This is a genomic window from Streptomyces sp. NPDC004561, assembly GCF_053602155.1.
Genome location: NZ_JBSGDB010000036.1, coordinates 1 through 15900, shown reverse-complemented (window position 1 = coordinate 15900; position 15900 = coordinate 1). Strand labels below are relative to the sequence as shown.

At 71.7% G+C, this 15900-nt stretch carries 19 protein-coding genes and 1 pseudogene; 15 read left to right on the top strand and 5 right to left on the bottom strand.

Annotated elements, in window-relative coordinates; translation table 11 throughout:
- Nucleotides 1-32 precede the first annotated feature (32 nt).
- The 3 genes from ACWEN3_RS07665 to ACWEN3_RS07655 all read right to left on the bottom strand — a co-directional run bounded on the left by ACWEN3_RS07665 (nucleotide 33) and on the right by ACWEN3_RS07655 (nucleotide 2773).
- Nucleotides 33-530: a hypothetical protein gene (locus tag ACWEN3_RS07665; RefSeq protein ID WP_452966966.1), complete on the bottom strand. Its 498-nt coding sequence runs from the start codon at nucleotides 528-530 to the stop codon at nucleotides 33-35.
- Between the two features lie 11 nt (nucleotides 531-541).
- Nucleotides 542-916, bottom strand: a complete 375-nt coding sequence (locus tag ACWEN3_RS07660) for a VOC family protein (protein WP_452966964.1) — start codon at nucleotides 914-916, stop codon at nucleotides 542-544.
- A gap of 132 nt (nucleotides 917-1048) precedes the next feature.
- Nucleotides 1049-2773 (bottom strand): chitinase, encoded by a 1725-nt coding sequence (locus ACWEN3_RS07655; RefSeq protein ID WP_452966962.1) that lies wholly within the window; start codon nucleotides 2771-2773, stop codon nucleotides 1049-1051.
- A gap of 326 nt (nucleotides 2774-3099) precedes the next feature.
- Between ACWEN3_RS07655 and ACWEN3_RS07650 the strand changes: the two genes are divergently transcribed.
- The 14 genes from ACWEN3_RS07650 to ACWEN3_RS07585 all read left to right on the top strand — a co-directional run bounded on the left by ACWEN3_RS07650 (nucleotide 3100) and on the right by ACWEN3_RS07585 (nucleotide 14472).
- Nucleotides 3100-3942 carry a hypothetical protein gene (locus ACWEN3_RS07650; RefSeq protein ID WP_452967009.1) on the top strand — a complete coding sequence of 281 codons (843 nt, stop codon included), beginning with the start codon at nucleotides 3100-3102 and terminating at the stop codon, nucleotides 3940-3942.
- 64 nt (nucleotides 3943-4006) lie between these two features.
- A complete protein-coding gene (cpaB, locus tag ACWEN3_RS07645) occupies nucleotides 4007-4714 on the top strand; it encodes a Flp pilus assembly protein CpaB (RefSeq protein WP_452966961.1) in 708 nt (235 codons plus the stop codon).
- A gap of 9 nt (nucleotides 4715-4723) precedes the next feature.
- Nucleotides 4724-5959: an AAA family ATPase gene (locus tag ACWEN3_RS07640; protein ID WP_452966959.1), complete on the top strand. Its 1236-nt coding sequence runs from the start codon at nucleotides 4724-4726 to the stop codon at nucleotides 5957-5959.
- Nucleotides 5960-5966: 7 nt separating this feature from the next.
- On the top strand, nucleotides 5967-6344 hold the full coding sequence (locus ACWEN3_RS07635; protein WP_452966956.1) for a TadE family protein: 378 nt from the start codon (nucleotides 5967-5969) through the stop codon (nucleotides 6342-6344).
- A gap of 1 nt (nucleotide 6345) precedes the next feature.
- Entirely contained in the window at nucleotides 6346-6699 is a 354-nt protein-coding gene (locus ACWEN3_RS07630; RefSeq protein ID WP_452966954.1) for a TadE/TadG family type IV pilus assembly protein, read from the top strand.
- Between the two features lie 18 nt (nucleotides 6700-6717).
- On the top strand, nucleotides 6718-8055 hold the full coding sequence (locus ACWEN3_RS07625; protein WP_452966951.1) for a CpaF family protein: 1338 nt from the start codon (nucleotides 6718-6720) through the stop codon (nucleotides 8053-8055).
- A gap of 3 nt (nucleotides 8056-8058) precedes the next feature.
- Nucleotides 8059-9003 carry a type II secretion system F family protein gene (locus ACWEN3_RS07620; protein ID WP_452966948.1) on the top strand — a complete coding sequence of 315 codons (945 nt, stop codon included), beginning with the start codon at nucleotides 8059-8061 and terminating at the stop codon, nucleotides 9001-9003.
- Between the two features lie 16 nt (nucleotides 9004-9019).
- Complete coding sequence (locus ACWEN3_RS07615) at nucleotides 9020-9907, top strand: DUF5936 domain-containing protein (protein ID WP_452966945.1); 888 nt, start codon at nucleotides 9020-9022, stop codon at nucleotides 9905-9907.
- 436 nt (nucleotides 9908-10343) lie between these two features.
- Entirely contained in the window at nucleotides 10344-11552 is a 1209-nt protein-coding gene (locus tag ACWEN3_RS07610; protein WP_452967007.1) for a sensor histidine kinase, read from the top strand.
- 13 nt (nucleotides 11553-11565) lie between these two features.
- Nucleotides 11566-12324, top strand: coding sequence for a response regulator (locus tag ACWEN3_RS07605; protein WP_452966943.1), 759 nt, complete (start codon nucleotides 11566-11568; stop codon nucleotides 12322-12324).
- Between the two features lie 125 nt (nucleotides 12325-12449).
- Nucleotides 12450-12647: a Flp family type IVb pilin gene (locus tag ACWEN3_RS07600; protein WP_452967005.1), complete on the top strand. Its 198-nt coding sequence runs from the start codon at nucleotides 12450-12452 to the stop codon at nucleotides 12645-12647.
- Entirely contained in the window at nucleotides 12644-13255 is a 612-nt protein-coding gene (locus ACWEN3_RS07595) for a pilus assembly protein TadG-related protein (RefSeq protein WP_452967003.1), read from the top strand. The genes ACWEN3_RS07600 and ACWEN3_RS07595 overlap by 4 nt, the downstream gene beginning before the upstream one ends.
- Before the next feature lie 16 nt (nucleotides 13256-13271).
- On the top strand, nucleotides 13272-13853 hold the full coding sequence (locus ACWEN3_RS07590) for a hypothetical protein (protein WP_452966940.1): 582 nt from the start codon (nucleotides 13272-13274) through the stop codon (nucleotides 13851-13853).
- Nucleotides 13854-13860: 7 nt separating this feature from the next.
- A complete protein-coding gene (locus ACWEN3_RS07585; protein ID WP_452966938.1) occupies nucleotides 13861-14472 on the top strand; it encodes an OmpA family protein in 612 nt (203 codons plus the stop codon).
- Here the strand turns inward: ACWEN3_RS07585 and ACWEN3_RS07580 are convergent.
- Nucleotides 14463-14894, bottom strand: coding sequence for a DUF3224 domain-containing protein (locus ACWEN3_RS07580; RefSeq protein WP_452966936.1), 432 nt, complete (start codon nucleotides 14892-14894; stop codon nucleotides 14463-14465). The two genes, ACWEN3_RS07585 and ACWEN3_RS07580, sit on opposite strands and share 10 nt — an antisense overlap.
- 44 nt (nucleotides 14895-14938) lie before the next feature.
- On the bottom strand, nucleotides 14939-15304 hold the full coding sequence (locus ACWEN3_RS07575) for a DUF192 domain-containing protein (RefSeq protein ID WP_452966934.1): 366 nt from the start codon (nucleotides 15302-15304) through the stop codon (nucleotides 14939-14941).
- A 100-nt stretch (nucleotides 15305-15404) separates the two neighbouring features.
- Here ACWEN3_RS07575 and ACWEN3_RS07570 point away from each other — a divergent pair.
- A pseudogene (locus tag ACWEN3_RS07570) lies at nucleotides 15405-15809 on the top strand (LLM class flavin-dependent oxidoreductase); the annotation flags it as partial.
- Nucleotides 15810-15900 lie beyond the last annotated feature (91 nt).

The window sequence follows — 15900 nt, the reverse complement described above, 5'->3', positions numbered from 1 at the left end:
TCCGCCCCCCGCGTGCGAGACGCCGGTCGCCGTTACCCGAAGGCCGCCCCCAGTTGCGCCGTGATCCTTGCCAGGGCCTTGTCGGCCGGGTGTTGTTTGATGAGGCCCTCGCGGCCTGCGGCGCGGAGTTCGACCGTTGCCGTGCCTTCGGGGGTGGCGGTGACGACGGCTGTGACGACGGCGGGGTTCAGGCCGCCGAGTCCGACGCCGAGGATCGCTCGTACGGCGATGCCTCCGTCGTCGCGTGGTTCCGTCGCTGTCAGGTGTCCTGTGCCGGCCAGCGTGGCGTGGACCAGGTGGGACGCCGCCGTCACCGGTCCGGGGAGCTGCACGGTCGTCGTACTGACGTCCTTCTTCGTCCACTTGAAGCCTCGCGCGGCGCCCCGCGCACCGCCCCGCGCGCCGGCTCCGCCCAGTCCGTGGACTCCGGTGGCCGCTCCCGCGGCGGCGGCGCCCAGCGAGCCGCCTCTCGCGCCGAGTTGCGTCATCGCGGCGAGCAGAAGCTCGTCCTCTCCGGCCTCGTCGAACATGCCCGTCTCCCTCAGTTCGCCCGCTCGGCGGCGCTGCGCTCCACGCAGAACTCGTTGCCCTCGGGGTCGTACAGGGTCACCCATCCGGTTCCGTCGGGCCTTCGGTGGTCGCCCTGGAGGGTCGCGCCGAGCGAGAGTAGGCGCTCGACCTCCTCGTCGCGGGTGCGGTCCTGGGGCTGGAGGTCCAGGTGCACGCGGTTCTTCACGGTCTTGCGGTCGTCGACCCTGATGAACAGCAGGGTGGCCGCACCGGCCGTCACCAGGGCTTCCGGGTCTCCGGGAAAGTCGTCATCGGCGAGCGAGCCGTCCAGGGCCCGGGCCCAGAAGCCGGCCAGGGCGTAGGGATCGGCGGCGTCGACGGTGATGTGGCGGATCAGCGAACTCATGGCCGCACCCGATCACGAATGATCCCGGCCGTCCAGAGTCGGCGACTTCGGCGACATCGGACGCCGAGTCCCCACGCGCGGCAGCGCCCGGAGCCTGGGTGGCTCCGGGCGCAGGGGGCTGGGGGAGTCAGGTCACGGGAGGGCGTGGACGTGCGCGCCGACCGGGTTCGACCACGCGTTGCCGGAGGACGCGTCCCAGTTCGTGGACCAGGTCATCGCGCCGCGCAGGTCGGGGTAGGTCCTGGACGGCTTGAAGGCGCCGCAGTTGGTGCCGGCCGTGAGGCAGTCCAGGGCGTTGTTCACCACGGTGGGGGAGACGTAGCCGCTGCCCGCCGCGCTGGGGGAGGCCGGGAGGCCGAGGCCCACCTGGGACGGGGAGAGGCCGCCCTGGAGCTGGATGCAGGCGAGGGCCGTCAGGAAGTCCACCGAGCCCTGGCTGTAGACCTTGCCGTCGCAGCCCAGCATGGAACCGCTGTTGTAATACTGCATGTTGACGACCGTGAGGATGTCCTTGATGTTCAGGGCCGTCTGGAAGTAGGAGTTGGACGTCGACTGCATGTCGATCGTCTGCGGGGCCATCGTGATGACCAGGGACGAGCCCGCCTTCGCCGACAGGGCGCGCAGCGCCTGCGTCATGTACGTCGCGTTGAGGCCGTTCTCCAGGTCGATGTCGACGCCGTCGAAGCCGTACGTCTGCATGAGGGAGTAGACGGAGTCCGCGAAGTTCGTCGCCGAGGCCGAGTCGTTGATCGACACCGTGCCGTTCTGGCCGCCGATCGAGACGACGACCTTCTTGCCGGCCGCCTGCTTGGCCTTGATGTCGGCCTTGAACTGGTCGGCCGTGTAGCCGCCGAGGCCGGCCGAGTCCAGGTTGAACGTCACCGCGCCCGGAGTCGACGTCGCGTCGGCGAAGGCCACCGCGATGATGTCGTACGACGAGGGGACGTCGGACAGCTTCTGGACGGTCGCGCCGTTGTTGAAGTTCTGCCAGTAGCCGGTCACCGCGTGCTTGGGCAGCGCGCCGCCACCGCCACCGCCCCCGCCGCCGGACGCGGCCGTCGTCGCGGTCACCGTCGCCGACTTCGCCGACTCGCCCGCCGAGTTCGTCGCCGTCACCTGGAAGGTGTACGAGGTCGAGGCGGACAGGCCGGTCACCGTCGCCGAGGTGCCCGTCACCGCCGTGACCTTGCCGCCGTCGCGGTAGACGTTGTAGCCCGTCGCGCCCGACACCGGTGACCAGGTCAGGGACGCGGAGGAGGACGTCGTGCCGGAGACCGTCAGACCGGTCGGGGCGGCCGGGACGGTGGGTGCCGGGTCGCCGCCGCCTCCGCCGTCGGGGCCGTAGACCGAGACGTCGTCGGCGTAGTAGGCAGCCTGCCCGTACCACCCGTGCGTGTAGACCGTGACGGAGGTCGTTGACGCGCCCGTGGTGAAGGTCGTCGAGAGCTGCTTCCAGGACGTCGTGTCGGGTGTCCAGGTCGAGACGTCCGTCGTGCCCGTGCCCGTGACGCCCAGGAAGGAGTAGCCGCCCTGCACCCACGCGCTCAGCGTGTACGTCGAGTTGGGCTTGACCGCGACCGACTGGGTGCACTGGGCGTTGTCCTGGCCGGCCGGGGTTCCCTTCAGGGCCGAGGAGCCGGAGTGGACGGGGGAGGAGACCGTGGAGCCGCTGCCCGCCGTGCACGTCCAGCCGGACAGGCCGGACTCGAAGCCCGCGTTCCTCACGTTGTTGACGTCCGCCGCGGACGCGGGGGAGGCGGCCGCGAGGCCCGCGACCGACAGGGCGAGGGCGATCGCGGCGGACCATGACGCCAGCCGGCGTCCGCGGGGTCTGGGTATGCCTGGTACGCGGTCCACTGGGACCTCCGGTGGGGAGTCGAGGGGGAGAGGGGGTGAGGAACGGTGGCCACCGCTGACCCCACAAGTTGGTCCAGACCAATCCCGGTGTCAAGAGGTCCAGACCAAAACCGTCTCCGCTCGTCCGCGCAACCTGTCCGGTTTTGGCGGGAGTTGCGCCAAGAGAGTTCCACGCGAGCTTCACAAACGCTGTTCTCCGGTCATTCGGCCGTGGTTACAGTGCTCAGGTAGTCACGCAGTGAAGTCGTCCTGGCGCATGGGAGTGACAGTGCACCGGGCCGGCGGGTGGGAAGAGCGGGGAGCTGCGCGTGCCAACTGCCATTGCCGTGACCAGTGCCGACATGGCGCTGCCGCCACAGGACGAACGCACCATGCCCGCCGTCGTGCTGAGCGACCTCGACCGGCGGCCGCTCGACCACGCGCTGACCGAGCTGCACGCTCTCATCGAGCAGTACGGCTATGTCGTCGTCGTGTGCTCGCAGGCCACCCCGGACTCCGTCGTACGGCGGCTGTACACCCTGCGCTCCCTGCTGGAGAGCGACCGCGTCGCCCTCTTCCGGCCCGAACTGCCGCCCCTCGGGATCGCCGTGCTCGCCCGGCAGCTGCGGCAGCTGGCCTCCTGCGATCTCAGCCCGGGCGTGCTCGCCTCCGCCGGGCGGCTGCTCACCCACTACATCCACGCCGGCGCCGTCCTCGGCTCCGTCGCCAAGCTGGACCGGGTGCCGGTCGGGCTGAAGGCGCACGCCAAGTCGTGGGTGCCCGGCAGCCAGTTCGCCGTGCTCGCCCACCCCGAGCCCCAGCTCGTCAGGGTCGCCCCCGGCGCCACCCTCAAGGGACCCGAGTTCAGCACCTGGATGCTGGTCGCCAAGGGCCAGCTGCAGAGCGAATGGGCCGGCGGCCTCGCCTCCGAGTGGAGCGTGGACGGGCTGCACGAGGCCGCGCTGCCCGCCGAGTCCCCGGTGTGGTGGGGAACCGGCCGGATGGTCGAGTTCTGCACCTACCTCGCCGACCTGTCGGTCCTCTACCAACTGGTCGCCTCCGTACGGCAGACCAGCTGTCACTGGTGCGGCCTGGACGTCATCGGCGACCGCTGTGTCTTCTGCTCCGCCACCCCGCCCGTCCACGAGCCGCCCGCGCCCCGCGCCCTGGAACAGCGAACGCCCGCCTGACCGGCCCGACAACCGCACAGTCACATCCCGCACGACCGATTCCCCCAATGAGGTTGCACGGTTCATGAACTCCCGTCAGCGCCGCGGCGTGATACTCCTGATCCTGTCGGTCCTGTGCGCTCTCGGCGCGTTCGCCGGCGTGCTCTCCGTCGTCCACGACGTGAACTCCAAGGTCGGACCCGAGGTCACCGCCTACCGCGTCCGGTCCGACGTGACGCCGTACACCACCCTGGACGCCGGGCAGTTCGAGAAGGTGGAGATGCCGAGGCGCTGGCTGTCCGGCACCGCCGTCACCGACCTCCACCAGATCCAGGGCAAGATCGCCGTGACCACGCTGCGCGCCGGCTCCCTGCTCCAGACCGACATGATCGTCGACCAGCCCGCCCTCCAGGCCGGTCAGCAGGAGGTCGCCATCATGATCGACGCGGCGACCGGTGTGGCGGGCAAGATCACCCCGGGCTCGCGCGTCAACGTGTACGCCACCTTCCAGGGCAAGAAGGAGGGCGACCCGGACCAGTCGAAGATCATCGTCACCAACGCCCGGGTCCTCGACGTCGGCCGGATCACCGCCCTCGACCCCGACAACAGCAAGAACCAGCAGCAGCCCAGCGAGGCCGTCCCCATCACCTTCGCGCTGTCCACCCTCGACGCCCAGCGCATCACCTACGCCGAGTCCTTCGCCCAGCGCGTCCGGCTCGCACTGGTGGCACCCGGCAGCGAGACCAGCGTCCCCGACCGGGACCGCACCTACGAACTCGCGACGGACAAGTGAGAGGCGGCCATGCCCACCAGGATCCTCCCGGCCGGCGCGGACCCGGACGCCGTCCGCTCCCTCACCACCCTGCTCAGCCAGCTCCCCGACGCCGAACCGCAGCCACCCGTCGGTGACTCCACCCAGCTGGTCGACGGCCTCGCCCGGCTCGCCGCCGAGTCCGTGGACGAACTGCCCGAAGTGGTCGTCGTGCACGAACGCATCGGGCCGGTCCCGGCCCTGGAACTGATCCGCGAGATCGCCCTGCGCTTCCCGGCCGTCGGCGTCATCCTCGTCACCACCGACGCGAGCCCCGGCCTGTTCGCCGCCGCCATGGACTCCGGCGCCCGCGGCCTGGTCCCGCTCCCGCTGTCGTACGAGGAACTCGCCAGCCGCGTCCAGGCCGTCGCCCAGTGGTCGACGGGCGTACGACGCCACCTCGGGCACGGCGCCGACGTGTTCGGCGGAGCCGGCGGCACGGTCGTCACGGTCAGCGGCGCCAAGGGAGGTGTGGGCGCCACCCTGGCGGCGGTCCAGCTCTCCCTCGCCGCGCAGGCCTCCGGGCGCCCCACCGCCCTGGTCGACCTCGACCTGCAGACCGGCGACGTCGCCTCCTACCTGGACATCCAGTTCCGCCGGTCCGTGGCCGACCTCGCCGCCATCACCGACATCTCGCCCCGTGTCCTCGCCGACGCCGTCTTCCGCCACGACACCGGGCTCGCCCTGCTGCTCGCGCCCGGCGAGGGCGAACGCGGCGAGGAGGTCACCGACCGCGCGGCCCGCCAGATCATCAGCGCCCTGCGTTCCCGCTACGAGGTGGTCGTGGTGGACTGCGGCGCCCAGCTGAGCGGGGCCGGCGCGGCGGCGGTGGAGATGGCCGACACCGCGCTCCTCGTCACCACCCCGGACGCCATCGCCGTACGCGCCGCCAAACGGACCGTACGGATGTGGGACCGGCTGCAGATCCGCAAGGCCGAGGAGACGACGGTGGTCGTCAACCGGCACACGCGTAGCACGGAGATCCAGCCCGCGCTGGTGCAGCGCATCACCGGCACGGCGCTCGCGCGTACGGCCGTTCCCGCCAACTTCAAGGAGCTGCAGGCCGTCGTGGACGCCGGGAGGCTGCACGAACTCGACAGCAGGAGCGCGGTGAAGCAGGCCCTGTGGGGGCTCGCGGGAGAGCTGGGGCTGGTCAGGGCGCCGGCCGAGGGCTCCCACCGCGGGAACGGACGGGGCCCCACCGGATTCCGGCGGCGGAAGGAGTGAGCGGCCCATGAAACGGGGTGACGATCGCGGCCAGGTCAGCATCGAGTTCCTGGGGATGACTCCGCTGATCATTCTGACGCTGGTGCTCGTGTGGCAGGCAGTGCTCGTGGGGTACACCTTCACGCTCGCCGGGAATGCTGCGGACGAGGCGGTGCGGGCGGGGACGGCGGCACCGCGAGGGGGCGCGCGTCAGGCGGCGTGCGCGGCGGCGGGGATCAAGGACCTGTCGAAGGCATGGAGGGGGAGTGCCAAGGTGACATGCAACTCGAGCGGCTATGTCACGGCCGTCGTCACGCTGCACGTCCCCGTCCTCTTCCCCGGGCTGATCGACTTCCCGGCCCCGGTGACCGGCCACGCCGGCGCCGTCGAGGAGGTGAAGCGCTGAGATGCCGTACCGGCGCGAAGGACGCGACGCGGGCCAAGTCGCCATCGAGTACCTCGGGTTCATCCCGATCCTGCTGATCGTCGCCATGGCGGGCATCCAGATCGGGGCGGTCGCCTATGCCGCCGAACAGGCCGGCACGGCCGCTCGCGCGGGGGCGCGGGCGGCGTCCTTGGGGCAGGACCCGCGGCAGGCGTGCGCGCAGGCGGTCAGCGGCGGACTCTCCGTGTCGTGCGGCCGCAGCGGCGGCGGCGCCGGCTCGGTCGCCGTCACCGCCACCGTGGCCGTCCCCCAGATCGTCCCCGGCTGGCACTTCGACCCCGCCCGGAAGACCGCCACCATGCCGCTCGACCACTGACCGAGGAGCTGGGGACCCATGAGCCTGCGGGCACGCATCAGCACTCCGGAGGAGCACGGCAGCCGGGGCGAGGACGGGCATCTGGTCGCCTCCTACCGGGCCAAACTGCTGGAGGAGATCGACCTCGCGGAGATGAGTTCGCTGGCCGCCGCCGAGCGCCGGGCGCGGCTGGAGCGGGTGCTCGGGCACATCATCAGCCGCGAGGGCCCGGTGCTGTCGACGGTGGAGCGTTCCCAGCTGATCCGCCGGGTGGTGGACGAGGCGCTGGGCCTCGGCATCCTGGAACCCCTCCTCGAGGACGCGTCGATCACCGAGATCATGGTGAACGGCCCGGACGCGATCTTCGTCGAGCGCGGCGGACGGGTCGAGCAGCTGCCGCTCCGCTTCGTCTCCGCCGACCAGCTGATGCAGACGATCGAGCGGATCGTGTCGACCGTCAACCGGCGGGTGGACGAGTCGAACCCGATGGTGGACGCCCGACTCCCCTCCGGCGAGCGCGTCAACGTCATCATCCCGCCGCTGTCGCTGACCGGCCCCATCCTCACCATCCGCCGCTTCCCGCGCTCCTTCACCCTCCAGGAGCTGATCGCGTTCGGGTCGCTCGACGAGCACATGGTGTACCTGCTGGCGGGCCTGGTGCAGGCCAAGTTCAACGTCATCGTCTCGGGGGCGACCGGCACCGGGAAGACGACGCTGCTCAACGCGCTCTCCGGGCTGATCCCGCCGCACGAGCGCATCATCACCATCGAGGACTCCGCCGAACTCCAGCTCCAGCAGAGCCATGTGGTCCGGCTGGAGTCACGCCCGCCGAACGTCGAGGGCAAGGGCCAGGTCACCATCAGGGACCTGGTCCGCAACTCGCTGCGGATGCGCCCCGACCGGATCGTGGTCGGCGAGGTCCGCGGCGGCGAGTCCCTCGACATGCTCCAGGCCATGTCCACGGGCCACGACGGCTCCCTCGCCACCGTCCACGCCAACAGCGCCGAGGACGCCCTCACCCGGCTCCAGACCCTGGCCTCCATGTCGGACGTGGAAGTGCCCTTCGTGGCCCTGCACGACCAGATCAACAGCGCGGTCGACGTCCTCGTCCAGCTCACCCGGTTCGCCGACGGCGCCCGCCGCATCACCGAGATCGCGCTGCTGGACAGCCACGGCGGGGAGCCGTACCGGCTGGCGACCGTGGCCCGCTTCGACGCACAGCCCATGACACCGGACGGCCGCGTGTACGGCTCCTTCCAGTACTTCCCCCTGCCACGCCGTACCGCCGACCGCCTCTACATGGCGAGCCAGCCCGTCCCGCAGGCCTTCGGCGTCGCCCGCTCCGCGGACCAGCTCGCCACCCGAGAAGCCAGGTAGGCCATGGAACTCCACACCCTCGTCCAGCTGACCACCGGCGTCGCCCTGCTGACGTGCGTCCTGGCCGTCGCCGGCGTGCACACCTACGCCTCGGGCCGGGCTCAGCGCGCCGCCCTCGTCGACCGCCTCTCGCACGCCGGCGCGCTCCCGGCGGCCGGCCGCAGGCGCCGCTTCCGCGACCTCGACCGGCGGCTGCGCCGAACCCGCCTCGGCCGCCGGCTCGAACTCCGCCTGGCGGCGACCGGGCTGGACGTCACACCGGGCGAGTTCTTCGTCTACATGCTCGCCGCGGTCGCCGCGCTGTGGCTGATGGGCCAGGCCACCCTCGCCCCCTTCTTCGGGCCCCTGGCCGGCCTGCTCGGCGTCTGGGCGGCGGTGCAGTTCCTCAACTGGCAGCGCCAGAAACGCATCGAGCGCTTCATCAACCAGCTCCCCGAACTCGCCCGCATCCTGGCCAACGCCACCCAGGCCGGACTCGCCCTGCGCACCGCGATCGGCATGGCGGCGGAGGAGCTGGAGGCCCCGGCCGGCGAGGAACTGGCCCGGGTCGCCGACCAGCTGGCCATCGGCCACTCCCTGGACGACGCGCTCGGCGAACTGGCCGACCGGCTCCCCTCCCGCGAACTGGTGGTGCTCGTCACCACCCTCGTCCTGTCCAACCGGGCGGGCGGTCAGGTCGTCAGCGCGCTGCGCAACCTCACCGAGACGCTGGAGGAACGCAAGGAGACCCGGCGCGAGATCCGCACCCAGCTCTCCCAGGTGACCATGACGTCGTACGCCGTCCCCGTCCTCGGCATCGGCGCGCTGTTCCTGATGAACGGCGTCAAGGACGGCGCGCTGGCCCGGATGACCGGCTCCCCGGTCGGCCAGGCATGCGTGGTCATCGCGTTCGCCATGTACGCCGTCGGTTTCGTCCTCATCCGGCGCCTCAGCCGGATCGACGTGTGAGGAGGGCTCGGACTCCATGGCATTCCTGCTGTCACTGCTGATGGGCGCCGGCGTCTGGGGCGCCTTCACCGGCATCCGCATGTACCGCGCGGACGCCAGGCTCCCCGGCGACCTCGCCGTCGCCCTGGAGGTCGGCGCCACCCGCACCGGCGCGGTGGGCTCCGTCATCGACCGCATGGGCATGCGCTACGCCCCGGCGGTGCTGCGGCTGATGGGCCCCCGCCTGGTGGCCAAGTACCGCCGCAGGATCGACCTCGCGGGCAACCCCGGGGGCCTGACCATCGACCGCTACGCGGCCCGCCGCGCGGTCTACGGCGCGCTGGGCGCGGTCGGCTTCCTGGTGTTCCTGCTGCGCGGCCAGTGGTTCGTGGCCCTGCTCCTGCTGCTCTTCGGGGCGTTCTGGACGGAGGTCGGCATCTGGTCGGCGATCCGGGTGCGCAGGGACGTCATCGAGCGCACCCTGCCCGACTTCCTGGACGTGCTCGCGGTGGTGGTCAGCGCGGGGCTCGGCTTCCGCCAGGCCCTGGACCGGGTCGCCTCCCGCTACGAGGGTCCGTGGGCCGACGAACTCCGCATCACCCTGCGCCAGATGGACCTCGGCATGAGCCGCCGCCAGGCCTTCGCGGAACTGCGCCGGCGCAACGACTCCGAGCAGGTGGCCATGTTCGTCACCGCGTTGCAGCAGGGGGAGGAGCTGGGCGCGCCCATCGTGGACACCCTGGTCTCGCTGGCCAAGGACATGCGGCGCACCGACGCGCAGAACGCCCGCCGCAAGGCCGCCCGCGCGGTGCCCAAGGCCACGCTGATGATCACCACCTTCATGGTCCCGGCCACCATGCTCCTCCTCGGCGCGGGCCTGCTGCTCGGCTCCGGCGTCGACTTCGGCTCCCTCACGGGGAAGTGAGACGACCGTGACGGCGACGGGTCTGACAGGCGCCGGGGGCGCGCCGGAGACGTCGTTCACCACCCGCCTCACGCGCCGCCTGAGGGCGGGGGCGGCCGGGGTGTCCGGGGCGGCGGGGACGCTCGCGGGCAGGCTCGGGCGTGGTTCGGAGGTGCGTGGGGAGTCTGAGGACGAGGGCTCGTCCACGGCTCGGTTCGGGTGGCGTTCGGGGGCGGGGGTGGGTGGGGAGTCCGAGGCCGAGGGGTCGTCCACCGTTCGGTTCGGGTGGCGTTCGGGGCCGGGGTCGGGCGGGATGTCGCGAGTCCCGGCGTCGTTCGTCGCTCGGTTCGATCGCCTCGCTCGGTTCGCTCGGTTCACGCGGCGCTCCGAGGCGGGGCTCGGGGAGGCGTCGCGGGCCGAGGAGTCCGAGAGGATCCAGGTCCGGGCGTTGCAGGCGATGTGCCGGCAGGTGTTCGGCTTCCGCCTGGCCATGATCGTCCTGGCCGCGCCGGCCGCACTGCTCAACGCCGCCCCCGGCCTGGGCGCCCGCCTGGTCGGCGCGGCCGTGGTCGTCACCTTCATGGTGTCGTACGTCCTCTTCCGCGACTGGGAACGCTTCGGCCCGCTCCTCCTGCGCCACCCCAGCCTCCTCGCCGCCGACACCCTCTTCGGCTCCCTCCTCCTCGTCTCGGCGGGCCCGGACACCACCCTCGCCTACGTCAGCGTCTGCACCCCGCTCCTGGCCGGCCTGGTCTACGGCTGGCGGGGCGCGGCCTGCTTCGCCTCCCTGCAGTCCCTGATCCTGCTCCTCGTCCACGCCACCCTGAAGGCCGACCGGCACGCCCCCGTGGCCGAGGCCCTCCTCCTGCCCGGCCTGTGCGTCATCTCCGGCGCCATGGGCTCGACCCTGCGCAACCTGATGCTCCGCTTCGGCGCCGCCACCCAGGCCCTGACGGCGGTCCAGGCCCGCCTCGCCGCCGCGGAGGCGGTGAGCGCGGAACGCGCCCGGCTGGCGCGCGAGATGCACGACTCCGTGGCCAAGACCCTGTACGGCGTGGCCCTCGCGGCGGACGGCCTGGCGGCCACCGCGTCGGCCGCCGCCCCCGATCCGGCCCGCATCCGGGAACAGGCGGAACTGGTCTCCCGCTCGGCCCGCAGAGCGGCGGCGGAGTCACGGGAACTGCTGACGGACCTACGGCGCGAGCACCCGGAGGCGTCGACGTTCTGGGGCGAACTGACCGCGCAGGCGGCCGGCTTCGCCGCCCGCACCGGCCTGCCGGTGACGTGCCGGGGGCCGGACGCCCCGGCGGATCTCCCCCCGCTGCCCTCCGCGCCGGCCCGCCACCTCCTCTCCATCGCGACGGAGGCGCTGGAGAACGCCCACCGCCACGCCTTCGCGACCCATGTGGACGTACGGGCCGCCGTCCACGGCAACCTGCTCCGCCTCACCATCCACGACGACGGCCGCGGCCTCCCGCCCGGCACCACGCTCGAACAGCTTCGCAGTTCCGGTCACTTCGGCCTGCTCGGCATGGTCGAACGGGCCGCACAGGCCGGCGCCCGCATCCGCGTCGGACGCGGCGGCCACGAACGCGGCACGGAGGTGCGGGTGGAACTCCCGCTGCCGGTCCCGGCCGATTCGGCGCCATCCCCCCGGGAAGCCTGAAGGAGGCACACCGATGCAGCACGCGCACCCCCGGCCGGACTTCCCTCCGCCGGCGCCCGCCGCCCCGCCCCTGAGGCTGTTGGTGGCCGACGACAACCCCGTGGTCCGTGCGGGCCTGACCGCGCTCCTGTCGGGCCGCGAGGACACCACCGTGGTGGCGGAGGCGACGGACGGCCGCGAGGCGTACGAGGCCGCTCTGCGGCACCGTCCGGACGTCATCCTCCTCGACGTCCGCATGCCCGGCGTCGACGGAATCTCGGCATTGCCGCACCTGGTGCGGCTGGCCCCGGTCATGATGCTCACCTACAGCCACGAGACGGAGACCGTGCGGGAGGCGCTGCGGCTGGGGGCGGGGGGATACCTGGTGCACGGCGAGTTCACCACCGAGCAGTTGGTGAGAGCGGTACGGGACGTCCGGGAGGGCCGGCCGCATGTGACGCCGGGGGCGGCACGGGCGTTGCTGACGGAGCTGCGGGGCGGTGCACCTGCATACGACGAGAGTCAACTCGCCCCGGTTTCCGGTGGAAATCTCGCCCAATCTCCTTCACAACTGCAATCCCCTGTGGGACAGTCGTTCCGGTCGCGGTTCCGGCTGAGTACGAGGGAGGCGGAGATCATGGACCTCATCGCGTCCGGCATGACCAACCAGCAGATCGCCGCCGCCTGCTTCATCACCGAGAAGACGGTCAAGAACCACATCAACCGCATCTTCGCCAAGCTCCACACCACGACGAGGTCCCAGGCCGCCGCGAAATGGCTGGGGGTGGCCTGAGATGGCGGCCCGGGGGAGCGGCAAGGGGCGTGCGTGGGCCTGGGGTTGGGCCCTGGGGCCCTGGGGGGAGGCGAGCCCCCGGTCGTACGTTGCCCGGATCGGAGGCGAAGCTGGAGGGGAAAACCGTGAGCAAATGGTTCAACACCACGGTCGCGTATCTGCAGACCCGCGCTGCCCGCGACGACAGGGGACAGACCGCGGTGGAGTACCTGGGCATCATCGCGGTGGTCGTGGCGATCGTGCTGGCCATCACGGGCACGAGCATCGGTCAGTCGATCTACGACGCGATCACGAACAAGATCGCCCAAGTCACCGGCGGCTGATCCCGCCGCACGGCGACGCAGGGCAGGCCTTCCCCATCTACATCACGGTGGTGGCGGGTCTGCTCTTTCTTGCGTTCGCCTACCTCGCGGTCGGCCAGGCCGCGGTGAACAGGAGCGGTGCGCAGACGGCGGCGGACGCGGCGGCCCTGGCTGCCGCTCAGAAGACCCGCGACCAGCTCGCGACCCTGTGGGTGGAGAACGTGAGCGACCCGACCAAGTGGCTGGGCATCTTCCACGGAGACGGGGGCGACAACTTCTGCGCACGGGCCGGCGACCTCGCCACACTGAACGACGCGACGGCGCAGTGCACGTTCCAGCCACCGCTGAGCTATGACGTCAAGGTCAGGACGCTCAAGCCCGTGGGCGACTCCGTCGTGCCCGGCACCGAGAACGTGCACTCGACGGCGCACGCCATCGCTGTGATCGAACCGCTCTGCACCTTCCCGCCGCCCGGGGAGAGCGCCGGGAAGGGCGACCTGCCCGAACTCACGTGCAGGGACGACAAGGGCAACAAGGTCTGGCATCCGAAGCCGGGCGACCCCACGGGGCTGCCGAAGCCCCAAGACCTCTTCGACGTCCACCTTGCCGGACAACCGATCGACGAATGACGAAGGAAGCGGAGCGATGAGCATGCGGTTCACTGCGAAGGCCCGCAGGGGGTTGGTCGTACTGGCCGTTGCGGCGGGTCTGGCCGTCGGGGTGGCCGGCTGCGGTGGGGGCGGCGGCGACGACAAGAAGCCGGACAGTTCCGCATCCGCCTCGCGGACGAGCGGCTCCGACCCGAGCACCCAGGAGGGACAATCGGGGCAGCCGCTGGCCGAGTTGAAGGGTTCCGGCGGCCTGCTGCTCCAGATCGCCTCCGCGCAACGCGATTCGGGCGGCTTCGTGACCGTCAACGGCACGCTGAAGAACGACGGCGCCCAGACGGTCGTGATCCCCTCCGCCCTGAGCGGCAACGAGACCGAGATCATCAAGAACGGCAGGTCGCTGGGCGGCGCCACCCTGGTCGATCCGCAGGGCAAGAAGCGGTACTACGTGCTGCGGGACACGGAGGGCCGTCCGCTGACGACCACCGGCTTCTCCACCATCAAGGCCGGTGACAGCCTGGCGGTCTTCATGCAGTTCCCGGCGCCGCCCGCGAACACGGCCAACGTGGAGTTCCAGCTGCCGACGTTCTCCTCCGCCACCATCAAGATCTCCGGGTGAGGCCGACGTGATCACCACCCGCCTCGCTCTCACCCTCACCGCCGCCCTCCTCCTCGCCGCCACCCCGGCCCACGCCGACGACACCGCCCCTCCCAGTCCCCCGGACACCGCCCCGTCCCCCGCCGCCCCGGTGAAGATCGATCCCACCGATCCGGATCTGAAGCTGCCCGAGGGGGCGACGCTCGCGGCGCCGAAGGTGCTGGACATCAAGTCGGTCGTGGAGGACCAGAGCGGGGACGAGCGGCGGGAGGACACCAACGCGGACGTGACCTTCGCGCTGCAGGCCGAGGTGCTGTTCAGCAAGGACAGCGCCAAGCTCGGCGGCGAGGCGAAGGCCCGTATCGCGACCATCGCCGACGAGATCAAGAAGCAGAACGCGACCCAGGTCCGCGTCTTCGGCTTCACCGACAACCTCGGCTCCTCCGCGCACGGCGACGTCCTGTCCAGGCAGCGCGCCAACGCCGTCCAGGCCGTCCTGGACCAGGACCTGAACGCCCCGAACATCACCTTCGAGGTCCGCGGCTACGGCGAGCAGTTCCCGATCGCCGACAACTCCACCGAGGAGGGGCGAAGGAAGAACCGGCGGGTCGAGGTGTCCTTCCCCCGCACTCAGGGGTGAGCCGTCCCGCCGTCGCCCACCTCGTACTCGAACCAGATCCGATGCGTGCCGTCCTCGTCGATCGCCAGGCCGCCGTTCCCGCGGATGCCGGCCAGCGCGCCCGTCCCGCTGCCCGGCACGATCACGAAGAAGTCGGCCTCCCTGCCCGCCCCGCGGCTGGTGCCGGAGTGGGCGAAGTTGAAGGTGCCGGCCCGGTCGCGCAGCGAGCCCTCGAAGGACTCCATGGCGACATACGTGCCGGTCGCGCTGTCCTGGTCGTACGCGGCGGTGAACAGCGTCGCCGACACCCCGGCGGTCTCCCCCTCGTACCGCTTGCGCATTGTGGCCACCCCGACCGGCACCGCCGTCTCGACCACCGGCTCCGGCACCCGTACCGACGCCGGGGTGAACTCCCCGACCATGAACGTTCCTGAAGCTCTCATGCCCGGATGCTAGGCCGCCCCACTGACAACGCCCCCGCGCCTTCTCAGTCCTGCGCCGTCTCCACCCGCACCCCCGCCGCCAGGCCCCACCGCGCCATGGCCCCGGCCTCCGCCTCCAGCACATGACGCGCCCGCACCCGGGGCAGGCCCATCCGGCCCGGCCGCATCGTGCGCACGGCCAGGACGGTCAGCCGGCGGTCCAGATAGGCGACGTCGATCGGCATCCGCATCCCGAAGGTGTGCACCCCGCTCGCCGGGGACAGCAGCATCGCCCCGTCCACCGAGTCCCGGCCCAGCAGCCCCTTCGTCCGGGCCCGGTAGGAGGCCGAGATCTCCAGGGGCACGCTGATCCCGGCCTCCGGGATCAGCAGCGTTCCCCGTCCGTCCCGCCACCGTCGGCGCCACCCCATGTCCCCTCCGTCTCCCGGGTCCGCTCCACCGGGCGCTGCCGACTGGCCCGGTCCGCAAACCCGTTGTCCTCCTCCGGTCCTCCCCACTAGGAAGGCCACCATGACCGGACTCGGTGTCGTCTTCCGCCCCCAGCTTCCTCCCGAGCGGCTCCGGGCGGTCGCCCGGCTCGCGGACGACGTGGGGCTGGAGGAACTGTGGCTGTGGGAGGACTGCTTCCTGGAGGGAGGTGTCTCGACGGCCGCCGCCGCGCTCGCCTGGACGCGGCGCGTGCGCGTGGGCGTCGGACTGCTGCCGGTGCCCCTCAGGAACGTGGCCGTCACCGCGATGGAGGCCGCGTCGCTGCACCGGATGTTCCCCGGCCGCGCGACCGTCGTCGTCGGGCACGGGGTGCAGGACTGGATGGGCCAGGTCGGCGCCCGCGCCGCCTCGCCCCTCACCCTGCTCGGCGAGCATCTCGACGCCCTGCGCGCCCTGTTGCGCGGCGAGAGGCTGACCGTCCGGGGGGGGTGCCCCTATGTCTTTGGTCAAGGTGGTCGGGTCGGTGTCGGGTGGGGTCTGGCAGTGTGGCTGTCGTGAGTGATGACGCGCCTGTTCG

Excerpts from the sequence above, each read along its gene's own strand:
- ACWEN3_RS07615 (WP_452966945.1), top strand. The coding sequence starts at position 9,020 with ATGGCATTCCTGCTGTCACTGCTGATGGGCGCCGGCGTCTGGGGCGCC.
- ACWEN3_RS07610 (WP_452967007.1), top strand. The coding sequence starts at position 10,344 with ATGTGCCGGCAGGTGTTCGGCTTCCGCCTGGCCATGATCGTCCTGGCC.
- ACWEN3_RS07635 (WP_452966956.1), top strand. The coding sequence starts at position 5,967 with ATGAAACGGGGTGACGATCGCGGCCAGGTCAGCATCGAGTTCCTGGGG.
- ACWEN3_RS07605 (WP_452966943.1), top strand. The coding sequence starts at position 11,566 with ATGCAGCACGCGCACCCCCGGCCGGACTTCCCTCCGCCGGCGCCCGCC.
- ACWEN3_RS07640 (WP_452966959.1), top strand. The coding sequence starts at position 4,724 with ATGCCCACCAGGATCCTCCCGGCCGGCGCGGACCCGGACGCCGTCCGC.
- ACWEN3_RS07590 (WP_452966940.1), top strand. The coding sequence starts at position 13,272 with ATGAGCATGCGGTTCACTGCGAAGGCCCGCAGGGGGTTGGTCGTACTG.
- ACWEN3_RS07665 (WP_452966966.1), bottom strand. The coding sequence starts at position 530 with ATGTTCGACGAGGCCGGAGAGGACGAGCTTCTGCTCGCCGCGATGACG.
- ACWEN3_RS07630 (WP_452966954.1), top strand. The coding sequence starts at position 6,346 with ATGCCGTACCGGCGCGAAGGACGCGACGCGGGCCAAGTCGCCATCGAG.
- ACWEN3_RS07620 (WP_452966948.1), top strand. The coding sequence starts at position 8,059 with ATGGAACTCCACACCCTCGTCCAGCTGACCACCGGCGTCGCCCTGCTG.
- ACWEN3_RS07625 (WP_452966951.1), top strand. The coding sequence starts at position 6,718 with ATGAGCCTGCGGGCACGCATCAGCACTCCGGAGGAGCACGGCAGCCGG.
- ACWEN3_RS07660 (WP_452966964.1), bottom strand. The coding sequence starts at position 916 with ATGAGTTCGCTGATCCGCCACATCACCGTCGACGCCGCCGATCCCTAC.
- cpaB (WP_452966961.1), top strand. The coding sequence starts at position 4,007 with ATGAACTCCCGTCAGCGCCGCGGCGTGATACTCCTGATCCTGTCGGTC.
- ACWEN3_RS07575 (WP_452966934.1), bottom strand. The coding sequence starts at position 15,304 with ATGGGGTGGCGCCGACGGTGGCGGGACGGACGGGGAACGCTGCTGATC.
- ACWEN3_RS07580 (WP_452966936.1), bottom strand. The coding sequence starts at position 14,894 with ATGAGAGCTTCAGGAACGTTCATGGTCGGGGAGTTCACCCCGGCGTCG.